The organism is Rhodococcus sp. 14-2483-1-1, from assembly GCF_002259335.1.
In the GTDB taxonomy this organism is placed as follows: domain Bacteria; phylum Actinomycetota; class Actinomycetes; order Mycobacteriales; family Mycobacteriaceae; genus Rhodococcoides.
Window position 1 is genome coordinate 281,074 of sequence record NZ_NPFX01000003.1, and the last position, 24,513, is coordinate 305,586.

Sequence of the window (24,513 nt, forward strand, 5' to 3'; positions counted from 1 at the left end):
CGCTGAACGAGAAGTGCCCGTGTGAGGCCTTGCTCACACGGGCACTTCTCGACGCGTCTACAGGTGTACTAGTGCGCGCTGGCCTTCTCCGCACCGATGCCGGTGAGGGAGCGAACCTCCATTTCGGCCTGCTTGTCGGTGTTCTCGGTGTCCTTCGAGATCAGAGTTCCGACGATGCCGAGGATGAATGCCAGCGGGATCGACACGATGCCCGGATTGGAGAGCGGGAACCAGGCGAAGTCCGAGCCGGGAATCATCGACGTCGGCGATCCGGAGACGGCCGGGGAGAAGACGATCAGCACGATCGTCGAGATCAGGCCTCCGTACATGCTGAACAGTGCGCCGGTGGTGGTGAAGCGACGCCAGAACAGCGAGTACAGGATGGTCGGCAGGTTCGCGGCCGCCGCGACAGCGAACGCGAGTGCCACCAGGAAGGCGATGTTCTGCCCGTTGGCGAGGATGCCGAGGCCGATGGCCAGGATGCCGATGACGACGGCCGTGATGCGCGAGACCTTGACCTGCTTGGCGTCGTCGACCTTGCCCTTCTTGATGACGCTCGCATAGATGTCGTGAGCGAACGACGCCGACGCGGTGATGGTCAAACCGGCGACCACGGCGAGGATGGTCGCGAAGGCGACCGCCGAGATGACGCCGAGCAGAATGACGCCGCCGAGCTCGAAGGCCAACAGCGGAGCCGCGGAGTTCTGACCGCCGGCCGAGGCCAGGATGCGGTCGGGTCCGACGATCGCTGCGGCACCGTAGCCGAGCACCAGGGTGAACAGGTAGAACGCACCGATGAGCGCGATGGCCCACACGACGCTGCGACGAGCTTCCTTGGCGGTGGGCACCGTGTAGAAGCGCATCAGCACGTGCGGCAGACCCGCAGTGCCGAGCACGAGTGCGATGCCGAGCGAGAGGAAGTTGATCTTGGAGGTGGCACTGCCGCCGTACTGGGCGCCGGGCTCGATGACATCACGCGCTGCGACGGCGTCGCTTGCCGACGAGGACACCATGGCCTGTGCGCTACCGAGCAGCTCGGAGAAGTTCAGGCCGAACTTGGCGAGCACGAGGACCGTCATGAATGCGGCACCGGCGATGAGCAGAACGGCCTTGATGATCTGCACCCAGGTGGTGCCCTTCATGCCGCCGATGAGCACGTACGCGATCATCAGCACACCGACGATGGCGATGACGATGGACTGCCCGGTGCGGTCGGAGATGTCGAGTAGCAATGCGACGAGTCCGCCTGCTCCTGCCATCTGTGCGAGCAGGTAGAACAGCGAGACGGTCAAGGTGGACAACGCGGCCGCGGTGCGGACCGGGCCTTGCTTGAGCCGGAAGCTCAGCACGTCCGCCATGGTGAATTTGCCGGTGTTCCTCAGCAACTCGGCGACCAGGAGCAGGGCGACGAGCCAGGCGACGAGGAAGCCGATGGAGTACAGGAAGCCGTCGTAGCCGTACACCGCGATGGCACCGGCGATACCGAGAAAGCTTGCCGCCGAGAGGTAGTCGCCCGCGATGGCGACGCCGTTCTGAGGTCCGGAGAACCCGCCACCTGCGGTGAAGAACTCTGCAGAGGTCGCGTTCTTCTTCGATGCGCGAATGACGACGGCCATCGTGATGAGGACGAACGCGCCGAAGATCGCGATGTTGACGAGTGGCTCGCCGACGGTGGTGCTTGCTGCTTGCGCGAGATTCATCGCTTCGCTCCCTGGGAGGCTTCCATCTCGGCGCGCAAGGCTGCGGCGCGAGGATCGAGTTCACGGTTGGCGAACTTCACGTAGATGCCAGTGATAGCGAACGTGGTGACGAACTGGCCGAGGCCGAGCAGCAGACCGACGTTGATGTTGCCCCACACCTTGGTCGACATGAAGTCGACGGCGTAGGTGCTCAGCAGCACGTAGATGACGTACCAGACCAGGAAGAACCCGGCCATCGGGAACACGAAGCTACGCAGGCGGTGTCGGAGTTCCTGGAACTCGGGACTGGCTTGCATGTCGACGAACGCTTGCGCGTCCGGTGGCGAATTGGTTTCCGGTGCGGTCACCTTGGACTCCTGAAGTAGATGTGAGCTCTAGCTGAACCGGAACAGTAATGAGAGTCAGGTCACAAAATCAGGAGGTGGCATCGATCACACGGCGGGCTGCGGGAGTGTGCGACGAGCGGTCGAGAATGGCAGATGAGCGGCGGCGGCGGGAGTGGAGCCTGCGGAATGACCCAACGAGTGGAGTGGAGCCTGCGGAATGACCCAACGAGTGGAGTGGAGCCTGCGGAACGACCCGAAGACGCAGTTACAGTTCGCGCTCTCGGTCTTTGCCCATGTCGAGGCCCTCGGGCAGGTGCAGACGGGCGAAGATGCGGGAGATGTCCGACGGCACCGTTTTTCGGGTGGCGAGGCTGACGACGATCATCGCGGCGAAGGCGACGGGAACGCTGACTGCGGCCGGATAGCCGAGTATCGCTGCCGCCCACCCGCCGAGGATGCCGTCGGAGATGGGGGTGACGACGGAGATCGACGCGGCCACGAGGGAGATACCACCGCCGAGGAACAGACCGGTCGCGGCTCCCGCTGCCGTGAGTCCGCGCCACCAGATGCCCAGCACCAGCAGGGGGCACAGGGTGGATGCGGCAACCGCGAACACGAGCCCGACGGTGCGTGAGAGGTCGAGTGAGACAACGCCGATCGACAGGGCGAGCGGTACAGCGCCGGCAAGTACCGAGGCGACGCGGAAGTCTCGCACTTTGCCCGAGAGCACATCGGTACTCAACACTCCGGCGATGCTGACCAACAGACCGGACGAGGTCGACAGGAACGCCGCGATGGCACCGGCGGCCACGAGAGCGGCGAGCAACTGCCCTGGAATTCCGGACAGCACGGAGCCGGGCAACAGCAGTACCGCGGCGTCCGATGCCCCGGTGATGAGCAGTTGCGGTACGTACAGGCGAGCGAAGACGCCGAGCACCGTCGGGAACAGGTAGAACATGCCGAGCAACGCCAGGACGGTCAACGAGGTGAGTCGCGCGGCTCGGCCGTCCGGGTTGGTGTAGAACCGCACCAGCACGTGCGGCAGTCCGAGGGTTCCGAGGAACGTGGCCAGAATCAGCGAATACACCTGATACAGCGGGTGCGCGCCGCCCAGTCCTCCGCCGGGCATCGCCCATGCCCTGTCGGTGGTCGGCGCTCCCGCCACCACAGGGACGGGCGAGCCTGCGTCCAACGTGAGCACAGTGCCCGATCCCAGTTCGTGTTCGCCTGCCTCGAGACGCACTCGGCCGTCGACGCTCTCGTCGTCGAGGGTGCCGGCCACGGATACGACGATCGGTGAATCCACCTGTACGAGAACATCGGTGGTGATGTCGACCACGGTCTGCTCGGACACGGTCGGTGGGGCCGGGCTGCCGACGCTGCGGTCGTCGGCGAAGAAGTACACGGCCAACACCAGTGCCGGGATCGCGATCGCGGTGAGCTTGAGCCAGTACTGGAACGCCTGCACGAAGGTGATCGAGCGCATTCCGCCGCCGACGACGTTGGCGATGACGATGAGCCCGACAGCCAGGGCCCCGACCCAACCCGGTACTCCGAGGAGGATGTTCAGGGTCAAGCCTGCGCCCTGGAACTGCGGCACCAGATACAGCGCGCAGATGACCACCACCACCAACATGGCCACGGTGCGCAACCATGGTGCACCGAGCCGGAACTCGACGAAATCCGGCACCGTGTACGCGCCACTCCGGCGCAGGGGCGCGGCGACGAACAGCAAAAGACCCAGGTAACCCGCGGTGAAGCCCACGGGATACCACAGCGCATCGGCACCGTATTTGGCTACGAGACCGGCGACGCCGAGAAACGATGCAGCAGAAAGATATTCACCACTGATGGCCGCGGCGTTCCACCGCGGCCCGACCGAACGCGAGGCCACCAGAAAGTCCGAGGTGGTGCGGGCCAACCGAACTCCGTAGACGCCGATGCCCACGGTGGCCGCGGCTGCCAGGAGCAGCGCGATCACCGTTGCGACGGGAATGGACTGGTTCACCGAAGCCTAGTCCTCGACCAGATCGACGAACTCCGTCTCGTTGCGCTCGGCCCGGCGCACGTACGCCCAGCCGACCCCGAAGAGCAGCGGATAAATTGCCACCCCCAGCACCAACCACGGCAACCCGATACCCAGCGGGGCGACATCGGTGAAACGCTCGAGCAGCAAGCCGGACAACGGGATTGCGAACAGTATCGACAGCGTCATCACCGCCAACCGCACCGACAGCAGCAGTTGGGCACGAACGAGACTACGAACCAGGGCGTCGCCCACCTCGGTTTGCTCCTGCACTTCTACGCGGGTGCGCACCATCCGTGCACCGCGACGTTGCGAGAGTACGACGCGTTGCCGATGCGGCTGGCTCACCGCGCACCCCTGATCATCGCGACGACCACGATTGCAGCGGCCCGCGGACCAGTCTGTCCTTGAGCTCCCTGGCGTGCCTGCGGCTCACCGGCAACTCGCAGGCGGCCAGATCGCCACTGCCCCGCAAGCACACCACCAGACCCGAACCGACGCTGCGGATTCCCGTCACCAGCCGCAGCGAGACCAGATAGGAGCGGTGCACCCGCAGGAATCCCGCATCGGCCCAGCGACTTTCGAGTGCCGAGATCGGTATCCGCACAAGGTGCGAGCCGGTACCGGTATGCAATCTGGCGTAGTCACCGTCGGCCTCGACCCATGCGACCGAGGACCGGTGCACCAACGTGGTGGTTCCGCCGAGTTCGACCGGAATCACTTCGTCGGCGGAGGTGTCGGCGGCCTGCGCCGGTCGACGGCGGGCAACCAGGACGCGTCGAACGGCCTCGGCGAGCCGATCCTCGCGCAGTGGCTTGAGCAGATAGTCCACGGCACCCAGATCGTATGCGGCGAGTGCCCGATCGTCGTGGGCGGTGACGAACACGACGGCGGGTGGCCGCGCGAAGGCCGACAGGATGCCGGCCAGTTCGAGTCCGTCGAGGCCGGGCATGTTGATGTCGAGGAACACGGCATCGACTACCGGTTGCGCGGAGCTCTGCTGGAGCTGCCGGAGCGCGGTGGTCGCGTCCTGCGCGGTGAACACCTCGGAGACGGCGTCCTGCTCGCGAAGCAGGAAGGCGAGCTCGTCCAGCGCGGGGCGCTCGTCGTCCACCGCGAGCACGACCAATCCGCGCCCGCTCGAGGTTCCGGCCTGCGTCATGCCCGCACACCCGGCCTGAATTTCGGCACGCGCATGCTCACCTTGGTGCCTGCGCCCGGTGCGGTGTCCACGACGAGACCGTAGTCGTTTCCGAAGGCCGCCCGCAGCCGATCGTCCACGTTCGCCAATCCGACATGGGCCGCGTCCTCGGTGTGCAGGCTGCCCGACCGCAGCACCTCGGGGTCCATCCCCACGCCGTCGTCCTCGATGCTGATCACCGCATCGGTGCCCTCGTCGGCCGCGATGATCGTCACGCGGCCGCCGTCGGCCTTGCCCGACAGGCCGTGCCGGACGGCGTTCTCGACGAGCGGCTGGAGCGCGAGGAACGGCAGCGCAACCCCCAACACCTCGGGCGCGACCTGCAACGAGACCTGCAACGAATCACCGAAGCGAGCGCGCTCGAGCGTCAGATACCTGTCGATGTTGCGAAGCTCGTCCGCGAGGACGGTGAATTCGCCGGCATTGCGGAACGAATATCGAGTGAAATCGGCGAACTCGAGCACCAGTTCGCGGGCCCGATCCGGATCGGTACGGACGAACGACGCGATGGTGCCCAGTGCGTTGTAGATGAAGTGCGGGCTGATCTGCGCTCGGAGCGCCCGCACCTCGGCGCGGTCCAACCGAGCCCTCGACGCATCGAGTTCGGCGAGCTCGATCTGCCCGCACGCGTAACGCGCGACCTCGGCGATGGCACCGAGCACGCCCGGCCCCGGCTCGTCGACCATGGCCGCACCCAACACCCCGACCACGGGCGAATCGTCGACTACCAGCGGCTGCGCCACCAGCGCCTTCACCGGGTGGATCGAACCGAGCGGAAGGCGCACCAGCACTCGCCGCTGCCCGTCCACGGCTCGCTTCGCCGCCTCCACGAACGCCGGTGTCAGCTCGTCCCACGGACCGTCCCAGGCCAGCAGGGAACCGTCGGGATCGCAGATACCGAGCGCGTCCGCCCCGGTCAGCACCCGCAGATGAGGTGCCGCGACCGATGCCGAGCGGGCGTCGAGACCGTCACGCAGGGGCTTGGCCGCCAGGGATGCGGTGTGCAGGGTGGAGTGCACGGCTCGTTCGGCCGGTGTGGTCAGATCGCGTCGACCACGCAGGCTGATGACTGCGATCACCGTGACGATCAGCGCCACGATCACTGCCAGCCAGGCCAGGGCAGCCGTCATCGCACGCACGTACCCGAAGTCGGTACGTTCAGGAATCGTTCGACGAGCCAGTCGACTCCGATGGCGTTGGCTGCCAGCTCGGCGTGGCCCTGTTGCGGTTCGGCCCTGAACTCGATGTCGTCGCCCATGCCGCAGGCAGTCGCAACGGCATCCCGAGTCCACTGCGGATCGATCAGATCGTCGCGCTCGCCGACCAGTACGAACAGCGGAACATCGGTGCGAGATGTCGGCAGCGCCACCGATTCGAGCCAGTCCGTCATCCGATCCGCTGCCTGCTCGGTGACCGGAAGAGCATCGGCCGGGTCGATGACAGCTCCGGCGTCGGCCTTGGAGAAGCCGAGCAGATCGCTGCACGCCGTCAGTGCGGTCACGTTGTCGGCGAACGTGCCGCGGATGTAGTCCGAACGCTCGGCACTCGGATCCGCGACGTGCAGACCCTCGAACAGATACGGCACCAGCAGCTGGCGCGGCAAGGTCTGTTCGGTCTCGGGGGCGAGGATGCGAGTCAGATCGGCGGTGGGCGAGAGCGCCGCGGCACCCACCAACTGCAAGCCGTCGCCGTAGTCTGCGTTGCGCTCGGCAGCTGCCCAGACCGCTTGCCCACCTTGGGAAGTGCCCACTGCACCCCACCGGGTACCGACGTCGGGCACCACGTTACGGGCCGCGCGCACCGCGTCGATGACGTCGTAGGCGGCGGCGTCTCGGTCGAGGTAAGCCGGATCCCCGGGTGTTCCGAGCCCCTGGTAGTCGGTCACCACCACCACGGTGCCGCGCTCGAGGAACGGCGTCACCAATCCGATGGTGCCCAACAGATTCGGGTAGAGCGAGGGTGCACATTCGTCGGTGACGCCGGTGGTGCCGTGCCCCACCGACACGATCGGCCAGCCGCCCGGAGGCGCAGAACCTTTGGGCACGAACACCGTTCCCGACGTCTCGGTACCGCCACCGCTCACCCCGTCGGTGGTGCGGTAGACGATCTTGAAGGCCGTTCCACCGAGGTACGCGACGCCGATGTCGACCTGGCCCAGCTGCATCGACGACACGATCGCGCCGCGTTCGGAGCCCTCGGGCGCAGCAATCGCAGCCGGGACGGACGGTTGTGTCGGTGACGCCGGTGTGCTGCAGGCGGACAGAGCGAACGCGAGGGCCGCGGCCGCCACCAACCCGCTCGACCTCACTGTCTCTGCGCTCCTACATTGCGTTCGTCTACGTCGTGCGTCGTTGAATGCGGGCCTCGGCCGCAATCTCTTCCACGTCCAGACCATTCAACACTGCGCGCAGAGCTTCGTCGTCCAGCTCCCCCGAGTCACGGGCGGCGACCAGCGCCGCCCGCTGCGCGACCAGCACGTTGTGCCGCAGGGTATCGAACAGCGCTCCGGCCGCCGCGATTCGCTTCTCCCTGTCCTCGGTCTCGTCCGCGTCCAACCGTGCCCGCACCGAACGGCGTACGCGCGAGATCACCTCGGCTACCCGATCACTGTCGACGCCCGCGATTCCGTCCTTCGCAGCACGCTCGAGGTAGGTCTCGGCGGCGGTGCGGGCGATGGCCTGCGAGAGCAATCGCTGATTGTCGGTGCGTTGCTGCTCGAGTGGATCGGCAACGTCGAGTCGGCGGATCATCAGCGGAAGCGTCAGGCCCTGCAGCAGCAACGTTCCGACGGCGACGACGAACGCGACGGCCTGAATCACTGCGCGACCGGGGAATTCGTCGCCCGCCACCGTCGTCAACGGCACACCGGCGGCCGCGGCAAGCGTCACCACTCCGCGCATGCCTGCCCACGAGAGCACCAGGTTCTGCTGCCAGCTCAGACCGGTCTCGCGTGGTGCCTTTCGCCGAAACAGTCTGCGAAACAACATGTGTCGACCGGAATTGACGAAAATCCAGGCTGGGCGGACGGCCATGACCACCACGAGCACCACCAGCGCGTATCCGAACACGTGATGGACCGGCAAACCCTCGCGTTGCACTTCCTCGATCACGAATTTCAGCTGTAAACCCATGTAGGCGAACACGAACGCCTCCAGGAGCAGATCCAGCGTCGGCCACACCTGGCGTTCCTGCACCCGAGTGGTGACCGAGACGTCTGCGGTGATGCGGCCCAACACGAAGCCGGCGGTGACAACGGCCAGGACACCGGAGGCATGAATTTCCTCCGCCGCCAGAAAGGCCGCGAACGGCAGCACGAGACCGAGCACTGTCTCGAGGGCCGAGTCGGCGATGCGCTTGCGGATGAACCGGACGATGCGCGACAGGACCAGCCCGACCAGAACGCCCCCGACGATCTCGTAGCCGAAGTACAACACCGGTGAACCCAGTTCGATGCGGCTCCCCGTCACCGACGCCACGGCCAGGGTGAACAGGGTCAGTGCGGCCGCGTCGTTCACCAAGCTCTCGCCGGTGAGGATGGCCATCATTCTCGCGGGGAGGCCGAGCTTGCGGCCGACGGCGATCGCAGACACCGCATCGGGCGGGGCCACGACGGCACCGAGCACCAGGGCCGCACCGAGCGTCAGTTCGGGAATCAGTAGATTCGCGAACCAGCCGACGGCGACCGTCGTCACGATCACCATGACCAGTCCGAGCCGAAGGATCTGGCCGAGGTTCCGTCGGAAGGTGACGAACGAGAAATCGAGCGCAGCCGAGTAGAGCAGCGGCGGAAGCACCACGCCGAGGATCAGCTGAGGCGAGAGACTCACATGCGGAACGCCGGGAACGAACGACGCGATCGACCCGACGGTGACCAGAACGAGCGGGACCTGAAGGTCCAGACGCTTGGCGAAACCGGCAACGGCAATCGCGAAGATGACTACGAGAAGAAGAATCGGTCCGTCCACCGAGACGATTGTGCCGTCAGCCGCACACTATGGCGCGACCGACGGCCGCTATGACGAACTCCGGACGACCGGTACGTCCTACTTGTCCGGAATTGCCTTCTTGGCTGCTTCCTGAACCTTGTCGATCTTGTCGGAGTACTTGCCACCGGTCTTGTTGTCGATGAAGTCCCCCGCCTTCTCGACGACGTCGTCGATCTTGTCCGAGTTCTCGGCCGCAAGGTCCTTGCCCTTGTCGACGATGCCCTTCAGATTGTCTGCGAAGCCCATGACTGTCTCCTGTCGCTGGAATGATCGAACACCTGGAAGCTTACGTTTTGTACTGCGTGTTGCGTAGTGATGTTCGATTGCGCAGTGCCGATCCGAACCGGTGCGCAACCTCGACGAGCGCGATTCCGATGCCGCCGATGATCAATGCACTGGTGGTGGCTCCGATGTTGGACGGGTCGAGCTTGAAGAAGGTACGGCAGAACGGGATTGCGAACAGCAACAGGTAACCGCCGACCGATCCGGCGAGAAGCAGGATCTTCCACCAGTTGTAGGGCCGTGCGACGACGGCCAACACCCACAGCGCGATCATGATCAAGGTGATCAGCGCGGTCGTGCTGGCCTGCGTCACCTGAGCCTCGGTGGCGTTGGGGCCCGCGTACACCAGCAGGTAGGACACGAACGTGCACGAACCGACGATCAGCCCGGACGGGACGGCCAGCCGCATCACCCGCGAGACGAACCCGCTGCGCGCCCGCTCGTTGTTGGGCGCGAGCGAGAGCACGAACGCCGGAATGCCGATGGTGAACCACGCCGCGATCGTCACGTGTCGCGGCAGGAACGGATACGGAATCGGTTCGAAGTGGAAGATCTGCGAGAGCACACCCGAAAGCCCGATGAGAAACGCCAGCAGCACCGAGTACACGGTCTTGGTCAGGAACAGATTGGAGACTCGCTCGATGTTGCCGATGACACGTCGCCCCTCCCCCACGACGTAGGGCAGAGTGGCGAACTTGTTGTCCAACAACACGATCTGCGCGACGGCTCGCGTGGCCGCACTTCCCGAGCCCATCGAGACACCGATATCGGCGTCCTTGAGAGCCAGCACGTCGTTGACGCCGTCACCGGTCATGGCGACCGTGTGGCCGCGAGATTGCAACGCGCCCACCATTGCCCGCTTCTGATCGGGCCGGACGCGGCCGAACGTGGTGGAATTCGCGAGAGTGTCGGCCAGCTTCTCGGAGTCCTCGGGCAGCTCTCGCGCGTCGATCGGGGCGTCGCCGCCGGGTAGGCCGAGCGACCCGGCAACCGCACCGACCGAGACGGCATTGTCGCCGGAGATGACCTTCACCTCGACGTGCTGACTTGCGAAGTAGTCCAACGTCTCTCGGGCGTCCTCGCGCACCTTCTGCTCGAGAATCACCAGCGCGCGCGGGGAGACGACACCGGGCGCATCCGGGGCGTCGACCGGGATGTCGCTGCTGGCGAGCAGCAATACCCGCAGGCCTTTGGAACCGGTGGATTCGGCCAGTCGAGCCGTCTCGGAGCCCGGGTCGAGCAACACGTCCGGGGCACCCAGCAGCCAGTTTCCGTGCTCTCCGTACGACAGGCCGCTCCACTTCTTGGCCGAGGAGAACGGGGCCACGGCGCTCTGCGTCCACCCCGGCGAGTCGGGGTACGCCTCGCCGACGGCCTGCACGCTCGCGTTGGGCCGCGGGTCGTCGTGCGCCAGAGATGCGAGAGCGGCTGTGGCGGAATCGGAATCGCTGTCGTCGATCAACACCAACTCGTGTAGCCGCATCCCGTTCTCGGTGAGCGTGCCGGTCTTGTCGGCGCACACCACGTCGACCCGGGCGAGCCCTTCGATCGCAGGCAGCTCTTGCACCAGGCATTGCCGTTGACCGAGCCGGATCACACCCACCGCGAACGCGATCGACGTCATCAGCACCAGGCCCTCGGGGACCATCGGAACGAGCGCTGCGACCATGCCGTTGAGGGCCGGCCTCAAAGCCTGCCCGCTGGAGAACAATTGGTTGTAGATGATGAGCGCGCCGGCCGGAATCATCAGGTACGTGATGAACTTCAAGATCTTGTCGATACCGCTACGCAGCTCGGACTTGACCAGGGTGAACTTGCTGGCCTCCTCGGCGAGCTTGGCCGCGTAGGCATCGCGCCCCACCTTCGTCGCGCGATACGCACCGCTGCCCGAGACCACGAAGCTGCCCGAAAGTACTTGCGCTGCCTGAAGTTTGTGCACCGTGTCGGCTTCACCGGTGAGCAACGACTCGTCGATCTCGAGGCTCGCGGTCTCGATCACCTCGCCGTCGACGACGATCTGATCACCGGGCCCCAGTTCGACGATGTCGCCGAGAACGACCTCGTCGGGCGGAATCTGTTGCGAGACACCGTCGCGTCGTACCTGCGGCTTGTTCTGACCGACGATCGCCAGCCGATCCAGCGTGCGCTTGGCGCGAATCTCCTGAATGATGCCGATGCCACTGTTCGCGACGATCAACAGCCCGAACATGCCATCGATCACCGAACCCGTCGAGAGCACGATGATCAACAGCACACCGAGAATTGCGTTGATGCGAGTGAATACGTTGCCGCGGACGATGTCGCGAACCGAACGAGAGGCGCGGGCCGGAACGTCGTTCGATTTACCCTCGGACTTGAGCCTGGCGACTTCCGCCTCGGTCAGCCCGGCATCACGCTGCGCATCGGCGTCGATAGACATGCGTGCAGCTTAAACCTGTTCGGTCAGCCCAGCCGGGACCACCAACGATCGTCGTGCAGGGTTCGCGTGCCGTCTATGCGCTGCCCCGGCATCGGCACCGCCACCTGCACTCCGACGTCCTGTGCGGCGGCGTGCAGGCGCACGATCGGCTCGGACCACGGGTGAAAAGCCAGGTTGAACGTCGCCCAGTGGATAGGCACGAAGATGCCCGACGCCGTCAGATCCACGTGCGCGGTGACCGCTTCCTCCGGATTCATGTGGATGTCCGGCCACCGCACGTCGTAGGCACCGACGGGAAGAAGCGTCAGATCGAAGGGGCCGTAGTTGCTGCCGATCTCGGCGAACTTCGGTGTGTAGCCGGTGTCGCCGCCGAAGAAGACGCGTCGCACCGGACCGGCGAAGGCCCAGGACGCCCACTGCGTCGAGTCCCGGGTCAGACCGCGGCCCGAGAAGTGCCGAGCCTCGGTGCACGTGACGGTGAGGCCACCGAGGTTCGTCTGCTCGTCCCAGTCCAGTTCGATGATGCGTTCCTCGGGCACCCGCCACTTGCGCAGGTGCGCTCCGATTCCCAGCGGCACCACGAACGGTGCCGACTGCGTGCTCGCCAACTTCTGCACCGTCGCCTTGTCGAGATGGTCGTAATGATCGTGGGAGATCACGATGGCGTCGACCCGCGGCAGGTCGATCAACTCGACCGGCGTCGGATGCAGCCGCGCCGGACCCACCACCGAGGACGGGGACACGCGATTGCTCCACACCGGATCGGCGAGGACGCGATAGCCGTCGACCTCGATGAGCACACTCGAATGTCCGTACCAGGTGACTGCAAGCTCGCCCGCGTCCACCGGAGCGATCGGCGGGGCCAACGGAATCGGCCGCTGCGGCCTGCCCTTGCCGCGTTCGGTGACGAGCGAGACGAACATGTTCTTCTCGCCCTTGTCGCCGCGGCCCGGCACGTAGCTGGAACTGGGGTCGGAGTTGTGGAACCGGCGATCGCGGTATCGCGGGGACCCGGCGGCGTAGGGAGTGATGTGCACTCGCCGGGCACCGATGGCCGACGGCAGACCCCACAGGGCACGCGCCAACCATGCCCCGCTCAACGCTGCCGTGGCTCCCAGTACGAACTTCGTCTTCGTCACGGCCACCACAGTAGGCGGCGCCGACGTCTTCGCAGCTCACCCGTAGCCTTGCCGTAGAATATTCGCGTCGGTTTTGCTGCTAGAAGGGGAGACATTGAGTACCGAACAGCTCGAATTCCAGGCGGAGACGCGTCAGCTCCTGGATCTGATGGTGCACTCCATCTACTCCAACAAGGACAGCTTTCTCCGTGAACTGATCTCGAACTCCTCGGACGCGCTGGACAAGCTGCGCCTGGAGTCGTACCGCAACAAGGACTTGGACGTCGACGTCTCGGATCTGCACATCGAGATCGATATCGACTCCGCGGCCCGCACCCTCACCATCCGCGACAACGGCATCGGCATGTCCCGCTCCGAGGTGATCGACCTGATCGGCACGCTGGCGAAGTCCGGTACCGCCGAGGTCCGCAAGAAGCTCAAGGAAGCCAAGGATGCAGCTGCTTCCGAGGAATTGATCGGCCAGTTCGGCATCGGCTTCTATTCCACGTTCATGGTGGCCGAGAAGGTCACGCTGCTCACCCGCAAGGCAGGCGAGAGCACTGCCACCAAGTGGGAGTCCACCGGCGAGGGCACCTACGAGATCACCGACGTCGACGACGCCCCGCAGGGCTCCTCGGTGACCTTGGCCCTCAAGCCGGCCGACGAGGAGGACCACCTCCACGATTACGCGTCCGAGCGCAAGATCAAGGAACTGGTCAAGAAGTACTCCGACTTCATCGCCTGGCCCATTCGCATCGACGTCGAGAAGCGCGTCAAGAGCGAAGAGGAAGGCGGCGAGGACACGGTCACGATCGAGACCGAAACGATCAACTCGCAGAAGGCACTGTGGACCCGCTCCAAGGACGAGGTGTCCGAGGAGGAGTACAAGGAGTTCTACAAGCACGTCAGCCACGCCTGGGACGAGCCGCTCGAGGTCATCCCGTTCAAGGCCGAGGGCACGTTCGAATACCAAGCGCTGCTGTTCATTCCGTCGCAGGCGCCGTTCGACCTCTTCATGCGCGAGAGCAAGGCCGGCGTGCACCTGTACGTCAAGCGCGTGTTCATCATGGACGACTCGCAGGAACTGCTGCCCGAGTACCTGCGCTTCGTCAAGGGTGTCGTGGACGCAGCGGACCTCTCGCTCAACGTCTCTCGCGAGATCCTGCAGCAGGACCGGCAGATCCGGGCGATCCGTCGACGCCTCACCAAGAAGGTGCTCTCGACGGTCAAGGAACTGCAGAGCGAGCAGCCCGACAAGTACAAGACGCTGTGGTCGCAGTTCGGTACGGTCCTCAAGGAAGGCCTGATCTCCGACAACGACAATCGCGAAACCCTGTTGGGCATCGCGTCGTTCGCGTCCACCAACTCCGAGGAGGGCGTGACCACCCTCGCCGAGTACGTGGACCGGATGAAGGACGGCCAGCAGCAGATCTACTACATGACGGGTGAATCGCGTCAGCAGATCGAGAGCTCGCCGCACATGGAGGCGTTCGAGGCGCGCGGGCTCGAGGTGCTGCTGCTCACCGATTCGGTCGACGAGGTGTGGGTCGGCAACGTCACCGACTTCGACGGAAAGTCGTTCCAGTCCATCGCCAAGGGCGAGGTGGACCTCGACACCGAAGAGGAGAAGAAGGAGTCCGAGGCCAAGCGCGAGGAGCAGGACAAGGAATTCGCAGATTTGCTCACGTGGCTCACCGATACCCTCGGCGAGGACGTGAAGGAGGTACGTCTGTCGACGCGTCTGACGACGTCACCGGCCTGCGTCGTCGGCGACGAGTTCAGCTTCTCCCCGCAACTGGAGAAGATGTACAAGGCCTCGGGACAGTTCGTGCCGACCTCCAAGCGAATCCTCGAACTCAACCCCACCCACGATCTGGTGACGGGATTGAAGAAGGCCCGCGAGGATCGCAGCGATGACCCGCACCTCACCGAGACTGCCGAATTGCTGTACGCCACGGCACTTCTCGCCGAGGGTACGGAGCTGAAGGATCCGGCGAAGTTCTCCAAGCTGCTCGCCGATCGGTTGACCCGCACGATCTGAGTGCCTGCGGCAGTGGTGTGGTCGAGTGCCCCAGGCGGGGCATGACCACACCACTGCGGCGCAGTCGCAGTCACTGCGGAGGCAGGATGTGCTCCCCCGTCTTGTCGGTGCTCAGCGAGAGCGAACTGATGTACTGCTTCTCGCCGTCCGGCCCCGGCACGTTGGATGCGATCATGTCGGGTCGCTCGAATTCCATGCCGCTGACATGGCACATCACGAGCTCGTCGGACGGGTTGCCGTGCTCGTCGAACATCGGCAGATCGATCCCGTCGTCGGTGCGTCGCAGGTAGTACTTGCCTTTGGTTGCCACCGCCAGGATGGGTGGAAGTACCAGTGCGAGAACGAGAGCCACGATCGGCGAGTAGGGCTTGATCGCGGATCCGAATACCCCGAAGAAGACCAGAATCGACAGTATTGCCGAGGCCGCCATGGATCCGAAGCCGACCGGGTTGATGTTGTAGAGCATGCCGCGTCGGAACTCGGGCACCTTGGGCGAGAGCTTCAGGATGTACTTGTTGAACACGATGTCCGAGGCCACCACCGCGATCCATGCGATACCGCAATTGGCGTAGAAGCCGAGGATGTTGTTGAGGAAGCTGAACATGTTGGCTTCCATCAGGATCAGTGCGATCGCGAGGTTGAACAGAACGAACACCATGCGGCCCGGATACGTTTTGGTGATGCGGGTGTAGGAGTTGGTCCACGCCAGTGATCCCGAGTAGGCGTTGGTGACGTTGATCTTGATCTGGCTGATGACGACCAGGATCACCGCGAGGGTCATGGCGAGCCAGCCGGGCATGAAGTTCTCGTAGATCTCCAGGAACTGGTGCACCGGCTCGTTGGCGATGGTGGATCCGTCGACGACGTTGGCGATCAGGTACACGGCGAGGAAGAGTCCGACGACCTGCTTGAGGGCACCGAAGATCACCCAGCCCGGTCCGGCGAGAAGCACTGCAGTCCACCAGCGCCGGGAATTCTCCGGAGTCTTGGGCGGCATGAAACGCAGGTAGTCGATCTGCTCGGCGATCTGCGCGATGAGCGAGAGACACACGCCGGCCGCGAGCATCACCGATCCGATGTTGACGCCCTTGCCGTCGGCCCCGTCCTGGCCGCCGAAGGCGAAGAACTCGCCGACCGAATCGGGATTGCTGATTACCAGGTAGACGAACGGCAGCACCATCAGCACCAGCCACAGCGGGGTGGTCCAGACCTGAAGTTTGGCAAGGGCTTTCATGCCGTAGATGACCAGCGGGATCACCATGATCGTCGACACCGCGTACCCGATGGGCAACGGAATATTCAGTCCCAGTTCGAGTCCCTGCGCCATGATCGAACCCTCGAGCGCGAAGAAGATGAACGTGAACGTCGCAAAGATGACGTTGGTGACCACCGACCCGTAGTAGCCGAATCCGCTTCCCCGAGTGATCAAATCGAGGTCGATGTTGTAGCGGGCAGCATAGTAGGCGAGCGGGAGCCCGGTCAGGAAGATCACGACGGCGAACACCAGGATGCCCCAGAGCGCGTTGCCGGTCCCGTACGAGATTCCGATGTTGGCACCGATGGCGAAGTCCGCGAGATACGCGATTCCGCCGAGCGCGGACGTCGCGACAACACCGGTTCCCCATTTACGGTAGCTACGCGGCGCGAAGCGCAGCGTGTAGTCCTCGAGCGTCTCTTTCAGCGCGGTGTCTGTCGGCGCAGGCTGTACGGCGGTCATGGATCAGTAACGTAGGTCTGCCACGTTGCCGCAGTGTCTTGCGTATGTGTAGCTACTGTTACTCATTCCGACGAATCGGACATACGCTGGTAATACCCGCTTTCGCGGCTCTATCAGGCGACTGCGCGGGCGTCCAGCAGCGAGAAGTTCGACAGTTCGGCACGAAGCATGTTCATCGCCCGATGCTGGGCCACCCGCACGGCTCCGGCCGTCATCCCGAGGGCAGCGCCGGTTTGCGGTGCCGTCAGACCCCACACCACTCGCATCAGAATGATCTTGCGGTACTTCGTCGGCAGAGTGTCCATCAGCGCCTGCGCGTGACTGCGCAGTTCACCGCCGAGAGCGAGCTGCTCCGGCCCGGCGTCCTGAGACTGCTCCTCGGGCATGTCGTCGATGGAGAACGTCTGTCGCAATACAGATTTACGCCCGGCGTCGGCCAACTTGTGGGCAGCGATTCCGTACACGAAGGCCATGAAGGGCTTCCCCATGTCGCGGTACTTGGGAATGGCGGTGACCAAGGCGAGGCATACGTCCTGCACCACATCGTCGGCGGCGACGTCGAGGTTGCCGATTCGGGCGGCGCAATATCTGCGTACCGGCGGCTGGATCAGCACGAGCACCTGCTCGAGGGCGGTTCGATCTCCCGCGACGGCCTGCGGTACTACCTCGTCGAGCCTGTCCACGCCCATGGCCGATCTCCTCACTGGCAACGCGCGCCCTCACCTGAACGCTCATCAGTGCTTCGGTGCAGATTCCCGCTCGGCTTGGTCGCAGTGGCTATCACATCCGAAGAAAATGTGATTCAGGTAACACGGCGTGTCGCGGGAGCGAAGTACCCGACAACAACCTCGTCGCAGCACGTGACCTTCACACCCGCGGAGCGCACATGAACATCAGCGAGCAGACCCATCAGGTCGGTCGCCGCAGCACCGTCGCTGCGAGCGATGGCACTGCACTGGCGGTTCGCGAATTCGGACATCCGAATGCACCTCTGACCGCGGTGTTCGTGCACGGGCACTGCCTGCGGATGCAGTCGTGGACGGACCTGCGCCGGCAGGTGGAACACACGTGGGGAGACGACGTCCGAATCGTGATGTACGACCACCGCGGTCACGGGGAGTCGAGCGCGGCCGTGCCGGAGAGCTGCACCATAGATCAGCTCGGCGAGGACCTGGCCGACGTGATCCGCGCTGTCGTCCCGGTGGGACCGTTCGTCGTGATCGGACACTCGATGGGCGGCATGACGGCGCTCTCCTACGCGCGTCAGTACCCGGACGCCATCGGCTCCCGCCTCGTCGGGGTCGGGTTGATCGCGACGTCCGCCGGCGGGATCACCGACGACGGGCTCGGTAGTTGCCTCGCGCATCCGGCCGTGTCGGCGTTTCAGGCGGCTGTTCGACGCGCCCCTCGACTGATGTCGGGTGCCAAGAGGCTCAGTCGCGGGGTCTGCGCCCCCATCGTCAGGACGGCGGGATGCGGCTCCCGCAAAGTCAGCCCGCGGGTGGTCACGCTGGCGACGGCCATGCTCGGCGACACGTCCATCGTGACGATGGCCGGGTTTCTCGGCGCGTTTCGAGGCCTCGACGAGGTCGCCGGCCTGGCGGCACTCGCCTCCATTCCCACTCTGGTGCTGTGCGGCTCGGACGACCTGATGACGCCGATGCGGCACTCGGAAACCCTTGCCGCCCATCTTCCCGACGCACGGCTGGTGCGCGTCGCGCAGGCCGGGCACATGGTGATTCTCGAACGAGCACACGAGGTGGCGGAGGCCGTCGTCGAACTCGTGACAACCGCTCGGCGTGCTCACGTGGGGGATCTCGCCCTGGCACGCTAGACCTTTCGACGACTGTGGCCCGCACCGGATATCCGATGCGGGCCACAGCACTGTTGTCGAGGCGGTGTTACTTCTTGACTGCGGGCGGAGCGTTGAGCAGCTGGATGAACTGTCCGGCGTTACCGATGACCGCGCCGAGGCCACCGGCGGACGTGCCGGCGAGCGATCCGATGGCACCGAGGGCGATCGCGCCGATGACGCAGCCGCCGATGGGGCCGGCTCCGAGAAGAGTTGCAACCGGCGCAGTCACGACGACTCCGGTGATGATTCCGAGGAGGCATCCGCCGACGATTCCGGTTGCAGCACCGAGGAATCCACCGACCGAGGCCGTGAGGCTGAGGTTGTCCTTGACACCAGCAACTGCGGCGGGCAGGTCGACCTGCTGCAGGCCGGGGAGAGAGGTGGAGACCGGGGTTGCCGCGGCGGGCGAGACATCGGCGGTCAGGGTGGCGTGGTTACCGTCGATCACGGCGGCGACGGGGTGCGAGAATCCGTCGGCGGCAATGGCCAGCGGCACCGAGTCGACCACGGCACCACTGGAATCGCGGACGACGAGGTGGTTGTCTTCGTTGCTCAGGGTGCCGGCCGTCGTGTCGACGAGGACCTGGTTGCCGGCCTGGGTGACGTTCCAACCGACGGCAGCAGCGGGAGCCGGTGCCGGATCGGCATAGGCGGTGCCCATGGCGGTCGTCATCGCTGCAATGACCAATGCGGACGTTGCCGCGAATCGAGTCAGCTTCATGTTCCTCAGTCTTTCGTCGTGTCCATCACTCGATGTCGAGCAGCGAAAAACTATGGGGCCAACAAGCGGTCGAGGCGAACCGAAGATGAACGAACGGGGTCGAATCGAACAACGATCGATCGCATCAACCCGAAAGGGACAGAACGACTTTCAACGACCGATCGGTTCGTAAAGGGCGTGTACGGGTTGCCCCTACTTACCGAAAAGACCAGGCTTGTTGCTGCCCCCGTGACCCACTCCGAAGTCGTAGGCGGACTCGGCATGCTCGTGCTCGTCGAGGCCGTCGGCTTCGTGCTGCGCGTCGGCGCGCACACCCATGACAGCCTTGATCGCGAACGCGATTCCGGTAGTGACCACCGCGCAGTAGACGAACACCGCGACCACCGCGATCGCCTGCACCCCCAACTGATGCAGGCCGCCGCCGTAGAACAGACCGTCCACACCCGCCGGCATCTGCGCACTGGCAACGAGCCCGATCATCAGCGTGCCGACGATGCCACCGACGAGGTGCACGCCGACGACGTCGAGCGAATCGTCGTAACCGAAGCGGTATTTGAGGCCGATGGCCAGAGCACACAAGGCACCCGACGCGATGCCGATCGCCGCGGCACCGATCGGAGTGACCGCTGCGCACGACGGTGTGATGGCCACCAGACCTGCCACGACGCCCGAGGCCGCGCCGAACGACGTGGCGTGCCCGTCCCGCCACTTCTCGACGACGAGCCACGCCGCCATGGACATCGCTCCGGCACCCATCGTGTTCACCAGGGCCACTGCGGCGACGCCGTCCGCAGCCAACGACGATCCCGCGTTGAAGCCGAACCAACCGAACCACAGCAACCCGGCACCGAGCATGACAGCCGGAAGGTTGTGCGGGCGCATGGGATCTCGCGGCCAGCCGCGACGCTTGCCGACCACGAGCGCGAGCACCAGCCCGGCAACTCCGGCATTGATCTCCACCGCGGTACCGCCGGCGAAGTCGATCGCGCCGAGCCTGTTCGTCACCCATCCGCCGAACTCACTGGTGAGCCCGTCGAGCGAGAACACCCAGTGCGCCACAGGGAAATACACGAGGGTGGACCACAACGCCGCGAACAGCACCCAGGGAACGAACCGCATCCGGTCTGCGACAGCGCCGGATATCAGCGCCACCGTCACCATGGCGAATCCGGCCTGGAACGCCGCGAACACCAGTGCAGGAACGGTTCCCACCAGCGGAATCGACACCGCTCCCCCGGCCGAGGTGTAGACCCCGCCCAACAGACCCTCGAAACCGGCGTACTGCAACGGGTTTCCGATCCACCCGCCGATCACGTTGTCGCCGAACACCATCGAGAAGCCGAACACCAACCACAGCAGCCACACCACGGCGATGGCCGACAGGCTCATCATCATCATGTTCAGCACACTCTTCGAGCGCACCATGCCGCCGTAGAAGAAGGCCAGGCCTGGCGTCATCAGCAGCACCAGCGCAGTACTGGCCAGCAGCCACGCGGTGTCGCCCGCATCGGGCGCTCCGGTGATCACTTGCCCACGAACTTCGGCTTGCGCTTCTCGGCACGTGCCCGCCGCGCTTCCTTCATGTCCTCGCTGCTCCACGCGGCCTCGAACGCCGCATGCTGCTCCGGCGTCGGATCATCGTGAATCCCATCGTCGTTGAACACGAGCTTGAGATGACGCAGAGCCAGCGGAGCGAGCTCGGTGATCGACTCGGCCCACTGCGTTGCAACCGCGAGATCGCCGAGTTTGTTCGCCAAACCGCAGGTGAAGGCCTGCTCGGCATACACGCGCTCCCCGCCGAGCAGAATCGTGCGCGCAACTCCCCCACCGGCGAGCGCGGCCAATCGCCTGATGGTCCAGTTGCTCACGGCAATACCGAGTCGCGTCGATGGAATCTCGAAGAAGCTTCCCGGCGCAACGACCCGAAGATCGCACGCAAGGGCCAACTGCGTCCCTGCCCCTACGGCCGGGCCGTTGATCGCCGCGATCACCGGAATCGACACGGACTCGACGGCGCTCAACATCTCCTCGAGGATCTGCCCGAACGAGTCGGGAAACGCATCACCGGTCAGATCCGCACCTGCGCAGAAGCTGGTGCCCTGACCGGTGATGACGAGAACCCGCGCCCCGTCTCGCTCGGCCTGTTCCACACCGTGGCGCACCGCAAGACACAGCTCCGTGTTCAACGCATTGCGTCGATCCGGGCGCTGCAATTCGAGAGTGACGACATCGCCGTCACGAGAGAGTCCGATCACGAGAGCAGAGGTTACCGACCAGTACCGGTTTTACCTACTGGGTGGCTGATCTACTGATAGGCGTGATCGACACTCGAGTTGCCGTCATCGGCGCGGGGCAGGCCGGACTCTCGGCCGGCTACCACCTCCATCGAGCAGGCCTGGATGCAGGCGCAGGCTTCGTGATGCTGGACAGCGCCCCCGGCCCCGGCGGCGCCTGGCAGTTCCGGTGGCCGTCGTTGACGCTGAGCACCGTCAACGGGGTACACGACCTGCCCGGTATGACCTTCGCCGAAACGCTGGGCGACGAGCCGGCCGACACCATTCCGGCCGCCGAGGCAGTCCCCCGCTACTACCGCGAGTACGAGGACCGCTTCGAACTGCATGTTCGACGCCCCGTCACGGTGACAGTCGTGTGCGATCGCGAACCTCTCTTCCGGGTCGAGGCCGGGGAGACGGTCGTCATGGCCGAGGGATTGATCAATGCCACAGGAACGTGGGAGAAGCCGTTCGTTCCGCATTACGACGGAGCCGAGACATTCACCGGCAGGCAATTGCACACGAAGGATTACCGGACGGCCGACGAGTTCGTCGGCAAGCACGTCGTGGTGGTGGGCGGCGGGATCTCGGCCGTCCAGCTGCTCGACGAGATTTCCCGGGTGACGACCACAACGTGGGTGACGCGCCGACCACCGGTGTTCCGGGACGGTGAGTTCGATCAGAATGCCGGACGCACGGCCGTGGCGATGGTCGAGGAGAGGGTGCGGGCGGGCCTGCCACCGGGCTCGGTCGTATCGGTGACCGGGCTGTTGCTGACACCGTCGTTGGCCGCCGCACGCGAGCGCGGCGCGCTCGAGCGCAGGCCGATGTTCTCGAGGATCACCGCAGATTCGGTGGTGTGGGACGACGGATCGAGTCAACGCGCCCACGTGATTCTGTGGGCCACCGGTTTTCGCAGCGCACTCGACCACCTGGCCCCTCTGCGCTTGCGCGGGCACGGCGGAGGAATCGTCATGGACGGTCGACTCGCCACTCGAGTGGCAGCGAACCATCGCGTCCACTTGCTCGGCTACGGGCCGTCCGCGAGCACGATCGGAGCCAATCGCGCGGGACGAGCCGCGGTGACGGAGCTGCTGGAAACGCTGGGCTGAGTCTTTGCGGCGAGGTCTTTACGGCGAGGCGAGCTGCTCGGTCACGAACTTCGCCAGCGCACCCAATCGTGCCCGGCTCGGCATCGACGTCGGGACGTCCAACGCATCCAACGGCGCCGACGTCACCGGCCCCACGCAAATCGCGGCGACGGGGCCTCGAAGCTCGTCCAGGAAGGCGTCGAGCAGGCCGTTGTCCTTCGCGGTCGAGAGCAGGGACGCGACGGCGGGGGCACTGGTGAACGTCACCGCGTCCACGCGGTGGTCGATGATCTGCGACAGCAAGTCGATGAGTGGAGCCTGATCGACGGGACGGATCCAGCGGTACACCGGGATCGGTCTGACGTGCGCACCGAGTTCGCTCAGCGCATCGCTCAGGTGGATCGTCGGTTCCCATTCGGTGATGACGCCGTGCAGCTGAACTGCGACGTCCACTCCGGAAACACCTTCGGCGGCAAGATGATCGGAGACCTCCTGCGAGGCCTCGGTGGCCGGCGACCACTCTTCACGAAGCCCCGTGCCACGAATTGCCCCGCGCGCCTTGGGACCTCGGGCAATGATCCGCGTGTGACTCAGTGCTGTCAGAAGGTCTTCGCGGATACCCCAGTCGGCCGCCGCGTCGAGCCAACCCCGAAAACCGATGCCGGTACTGATCACGACGATCTGCGGTGGTCGCTCGACGATGCCCTCGGTGGCCGACTTCAACTCGGAGTCGTCGATCAGGGGCAGAACGTGAATCGCCGCGGCGTGAACGATGTTCGCGCCGCGGCGTTCGAGCATGGTGGCCAATTCGTCCGCGCGCCGCTCGGCGGTGAGGGCAACGGTCTTGCCGTCGAGCGGTTCCGACATGGGTACAGACTAGGCCCCCGACGTACTTGGAACTGACAGGTCAGCTGCTGAACTTGTCCGGGTCCGGGCCGGTGCGGCCGTCGGCGGAGTCCAGCGCGTTGATCTGCTGAATCTCGTCGTTGCTCAGCTCGAAGCCGAACACGTCGAAGTTGCTGGCGATACGCTCGGGGGTGACCGACTTGGGGATCACGACGTTGCCGAGCTGGATGTGCCAGCGCAGAATCACCTGGGCCGGGGTGACTCCGTGCGCCTCGGCGATGGGCGCGAAGGCCGGATCGTCCAGAACGGTGCCGGAGCCGAGCGGGCTCCAGGCCTCGGTGGCGATGCCCTTCGAGGTGTGGAAAGCGCGAAGCTCTTCCTGGATGAAGCGCGGGTGCAGCTCGATCTGGTTGATCGACGGCGTCTCACCGACCGCGTCGATCAGCTTCTCGAGGGTGGGAATGGTGAAATTGGAGACGCCGATCGAACCGATCCGGCCGTCGGCCTTGAGCTTCTGGAACGCCTTGAAGGTGTCGATGTACTGGTCGCGATCGAGCTGCTGCCAGTGAATGAGGTACAGGTCGAGGTACTCCAGTCCGAGGCAATCCATGCTCGCGTCGAACGCCTTCAAGGTGGAGTCGTAGCCCTGATCGTCGTTCCACAACTTGGTGGTGATGAACAGCTCGTCGCGGGCAATGCCGGACTCGGCAATCGCCTTGCCGGTGCCGGCCTCGTTCTCGTACACCTTGGCGGTGTCGATGCTGCGGTATCCGACCTTCAGAGCCTCGGCCACTGCGGCCTGGGCACCGTCGTCGGGAACCTGCCATACACCGAACCCGAGCTGGGGAATGGACGTGCCGTCGTTGAGCACGATGGTCGGGACAGTACTGGTCTCGGCTGAATACGTCATA

At 65.0% G+C, this 24,513-nt stretch carries 21 protein-coding genes; 3 read left to right on the forward strand and 18 right to left on the reverse strand.

Features of this window, described 5'->3' with window-relative positions; all coding sequences use genetic code 11:
- Positions 1 to 68 precede the first annotated feature (68 nt).
- The 11 genes from CH294_RS03075 to CH294_RS03125 form a co-directional block, all read right to left on the reverse strand.
- On the reverse strand, positions 69 to 1,700 hold the full coding sequence (locus tag CH294_RS03075; protein WP_032404359.1) for a cation acetate symporter: 1,632 nt from the start codon (positions 1,698 to 1,700) through the stop codon (positions 69 to 71).
- A complete protein-coding gene (locus tag CH294_RS03080) occupies positions 1,697 to 1,996 on the reverse strand; it encodes a DUF485 domain-containing protein (protein WP_032404916.1) in 300 nt (99 codons plus the stop codon). The genes CH294_RS03075 and CH294_RS03080 overlap by 4 nt, the downstream gene beginning before the upstream one ends.
- Positions 1,997 to 2,291: 295 nt before the next feature.
- Positions 2,292 to 4,034 carry a cation acetate symporter gene (locus tag CH294_RS03085; RefSeq protein ID WP_094736956.1) on the reverse strand — a complete coding sequence of 581 codons (1,743 nt, stop codon included), beginning with the start codon at positions 4,032 to 4,034 and terminating at the stop codon, positions 2,292 to 2,294.
- A gap of 6 nt (positions 4,035 to 4,040) precedes the next feature.
- The gene (locus CH294_RS03090; protein ID WP_249305017.1) at positions 4,041 to 4,346 is read right to left on the reverse strand and encodes a hypothetical protein; all 306 of its coding nucleotides are present in this window, start codon (positions 4,344 to 4,346) and stop codon (positions 4,041 to 4,043) included.
- A 67-nt stretch (positions 4,347 to 4,413) separates the two neighbouring features.
- Positions 4,414 to 5,214, reverse strand: a complete 801-nt coding sequence (locus CH294_RS03095; protein ID WP_037155058.1) for a LytTR family DNA-binding domain-containing protein — start codon at positions 5,212 to 5,214, stop codon at positions 4,414 to 4,416.
- A complete protein-coding gene (locus CH294_RS03100) occupies positions 5,211 to 6,383 on the reverse strand; it encodes a histidine kinase (RefSeq protein WP_037156002.1) in 1,173 nt (390 codons plus the stop codon). The genes CH294_RS03095 and CH294_RS03100 overlap by 4 nt, the downstream gene beginning before the upstream one ends.
- Positions 6,380 to 7,561: an alpha/beta hydrolase gene (locus CH294_RS03105; protein WP_249305010.1), complete on the reverse strand. Its 1,182-nt coding sequence runs from the start codon at positions 7,559 to 7,561 to the stop codon at positions 6,380 to 6,382. Before CH294_RS03105 ends, CH294_RS03100 begins: the two co-directional genes overlap by 4 nt.
- A gap of 28 nt (positions 7,562 to 7,589) precedes the next feature.
- On the reverse strand, positions 7,590 to 9,218 hold the full coding sequence (locus CH294_RS03110) for a Na+/H+ antiporter (protein WP_094736958.1): 1,629 nt from the start codon (positions 9,216 to 9,218) through the stop codon (positions 7,590 to 7,592).
- A 78-nt stretch (positions 9,219 to 9,296) separates the two neighbouring features.
- On the reverse strand, positions 9,297 to 9,485 hold the full coding sequence (locus CH294_RS03115) for an antitoxin (protein WP_032377365.1): 189 nt from the start codon (positions 9,483 to 9,485) through the stop codon (positions 9,297 to 9,299).
- Positions 9,486 to 9,525: 40 nt separating this feature from the next.
- Positions 9,526 to 11,940, reverse strand: coding sequence for an HAD-IC family P-type ATPase (locus CH294_RS03120; protein ID WP_094608339.1), 2,415 nt, complete (start codon positions 11,938 to 11,940; stop codon positions 9,526 to 9,528).
- Between the two features lie 23 nt (positions 11,941 to 11,963).
- Positions 11,964 to 13,079 (reverse strand): MBL fold metallo-hydrolase, encoded by a 1,116-nt coding sequence (locus CH294_RS03125; protein WP_094737010.1) that lies wholly within the window; start codon positions 13,077 to 13,079, stop codon positions 11,964 to 11,966.
- Between the two features lie 94 nt (positions 13,080 to 13,173).
- Between CH294_RS03125 and htpG the strand changes: the two genes are divergently transcribed.
- The gene (gene htpG, locus CH294_RS03130; RefSeq protein WP_094736959.1) at positions 13,174 to 15,099 is read left to right on the forward strand and encodes a molecular chaperone HtpG; all 1,926 of its coding nucleotides are present in this window, start codon (positions 13,174 to 13,176) and stop codon (positions 15,097 to 15,099) included.
- 70 nt (positions 15,100 to 15,169) lie between these two features.
- Here the strand turns inward: htpG and CH294_RS03135 are convergent, their stop codons facing one another.
- Together CH294_RS03135 and shbA are read right to left on the reverse strand one after the other, a co-directional pair.
- Complete coding sequence (locus tag CH294_RS03135; RefSeq protein WP_037155050.1) at positions 15,170 to 16,816, reverse strand: membrane protein; 1,647 nt, start codon at positions 16,814 to 16,816, stop codon at positions 15,170 to 15,172.
- Between the two features lie 113 nt (positions 16,817 to 16,929).
- Positions 16,930 to 17,505, reverse strand: a complete 576-nt coding sequence (gene shbA, locus CH294_RS03140) for an RNA polymerase sigma factor ShbA (RefSeq protein ID WP_037155048.1) — start codon at positions 17,503 to 17,505, stop codon at positions 16,930 to 16,932.
- 197 nt (positions 17,506 to 17,702) lie between these two features.
- Here shbA and CH294_RS03145 point away from each other — a divergent pair, with 197 nt between their 5' ends.
- Complete coding sequence (locus tag CH294_RS03145) at positions 17,703 to 18,650, forward strand: alpha/beta hydrolase (protein WP_037155046.1); 948 nt, start codon at positions 17,703 to 17,705, stop codon at positions 18,648 to 18,650.
- A gap of 67 nt (positions 18,651 to 18,717) precedes the next feature.
- On the opposite strand, the gene CH294_RS03150 is transcribed toward CH294_RS03145, so the two are convergent.
- The 3 genes from CH294_RS03150 to CH294_RS03160 all read right to left on the reverse strand — a co-directional run bounded on the left by CH294_RS03150 (position 18,718) and on the right by CH294_RS03160 (position 21,647).
- Positions 18,718 to 19,392: a hypothetical protein gene (locus CH294_RS03150; RefSeq protein WP_037175505.1), complete on the reverse strand. Its 675-nt coding sequence runs from the start codon at positions 19,390 to 19,392 to the stop codon at positions 18,718 to 18,720.
- A gap of 192 nt (positions 19,393 to 19,584) precedes the next feature.
- Complete coding sequence (locus CH294_RS03155; RefSeq protein ID WP_037155043.1) at positions 19,585 to 20,919, reverse strand: ammonium transporter; 1,335 nt, start codon at positions 20,917 to 20,919, stop codon at positions 19,585 to 19,587.
- Positions 20,916 to 21,647, reverse strand: coding sequence for an enoyl-CoA hydratase (locus tag CH294_RS03160; protein ID WP_094736960.1), 732 nt, complete (start codon positions 21,645 to 21,647; stop codon positions 20,916 to 20,918). The genes CH294_RS03155 and CH294_RS03160 overlap by 4 nt, the downstream gene beginning before the upstream one ends.
- 56 nt (positions 21,648 to 21,703) lie before the next feature.
- On the opposite strand from CH294_RS03160, the gene CH294_RS03165 reads away from it, so the two are divergent.
- Complete coding sequence (locus tag CH294_RS03165; RefSeq protein WP_094737011.1) at positions 21,704 to 22,777, forward strand: NAD(P)-binding domain-containing protein; 1,074 nt, start codon at positions 21,704 to 21,706, stop codon at positions 22,775 to 22,777.
- Between the two features lie 18 nt (positions 22,778 to 22,795).
- On the opposite strand, the gene CH294_RS03170 is transcribed toward CH294_RS03165, so the two are convergent.
- Both CH294_RS03170 and CH294_RS03175 read right to left on the reverse strand, forming a co-directional pair.
- Positions 22,796 to 23,623 (reverse strand): uroporphyrinogen-III synthase, encoded by an 828-nt coding sequence (locus CH294_RS03170; protein WP_094736961.1) that lies wholly within the window; start codon positions 23,621 to 23,623, stop codon positions 22,796 to 22,798.
- A 40-nt stretch (positions 23,624 to 23,663) separates the two neighbouring features.
- Positions 23,664 to 24,512: an aldo/keto reductase gene (locus tag CH294_RS03175; RefSeq protein WP_094736962.1), complete on the reverse strand. Its 849-nt coding sequence runs from the start codon at positions 24,510 to 24,512 to the stop codon at positions 23,664 to 23,666.
- Position 24,513 lies beyond the last annotated feature (1 nt).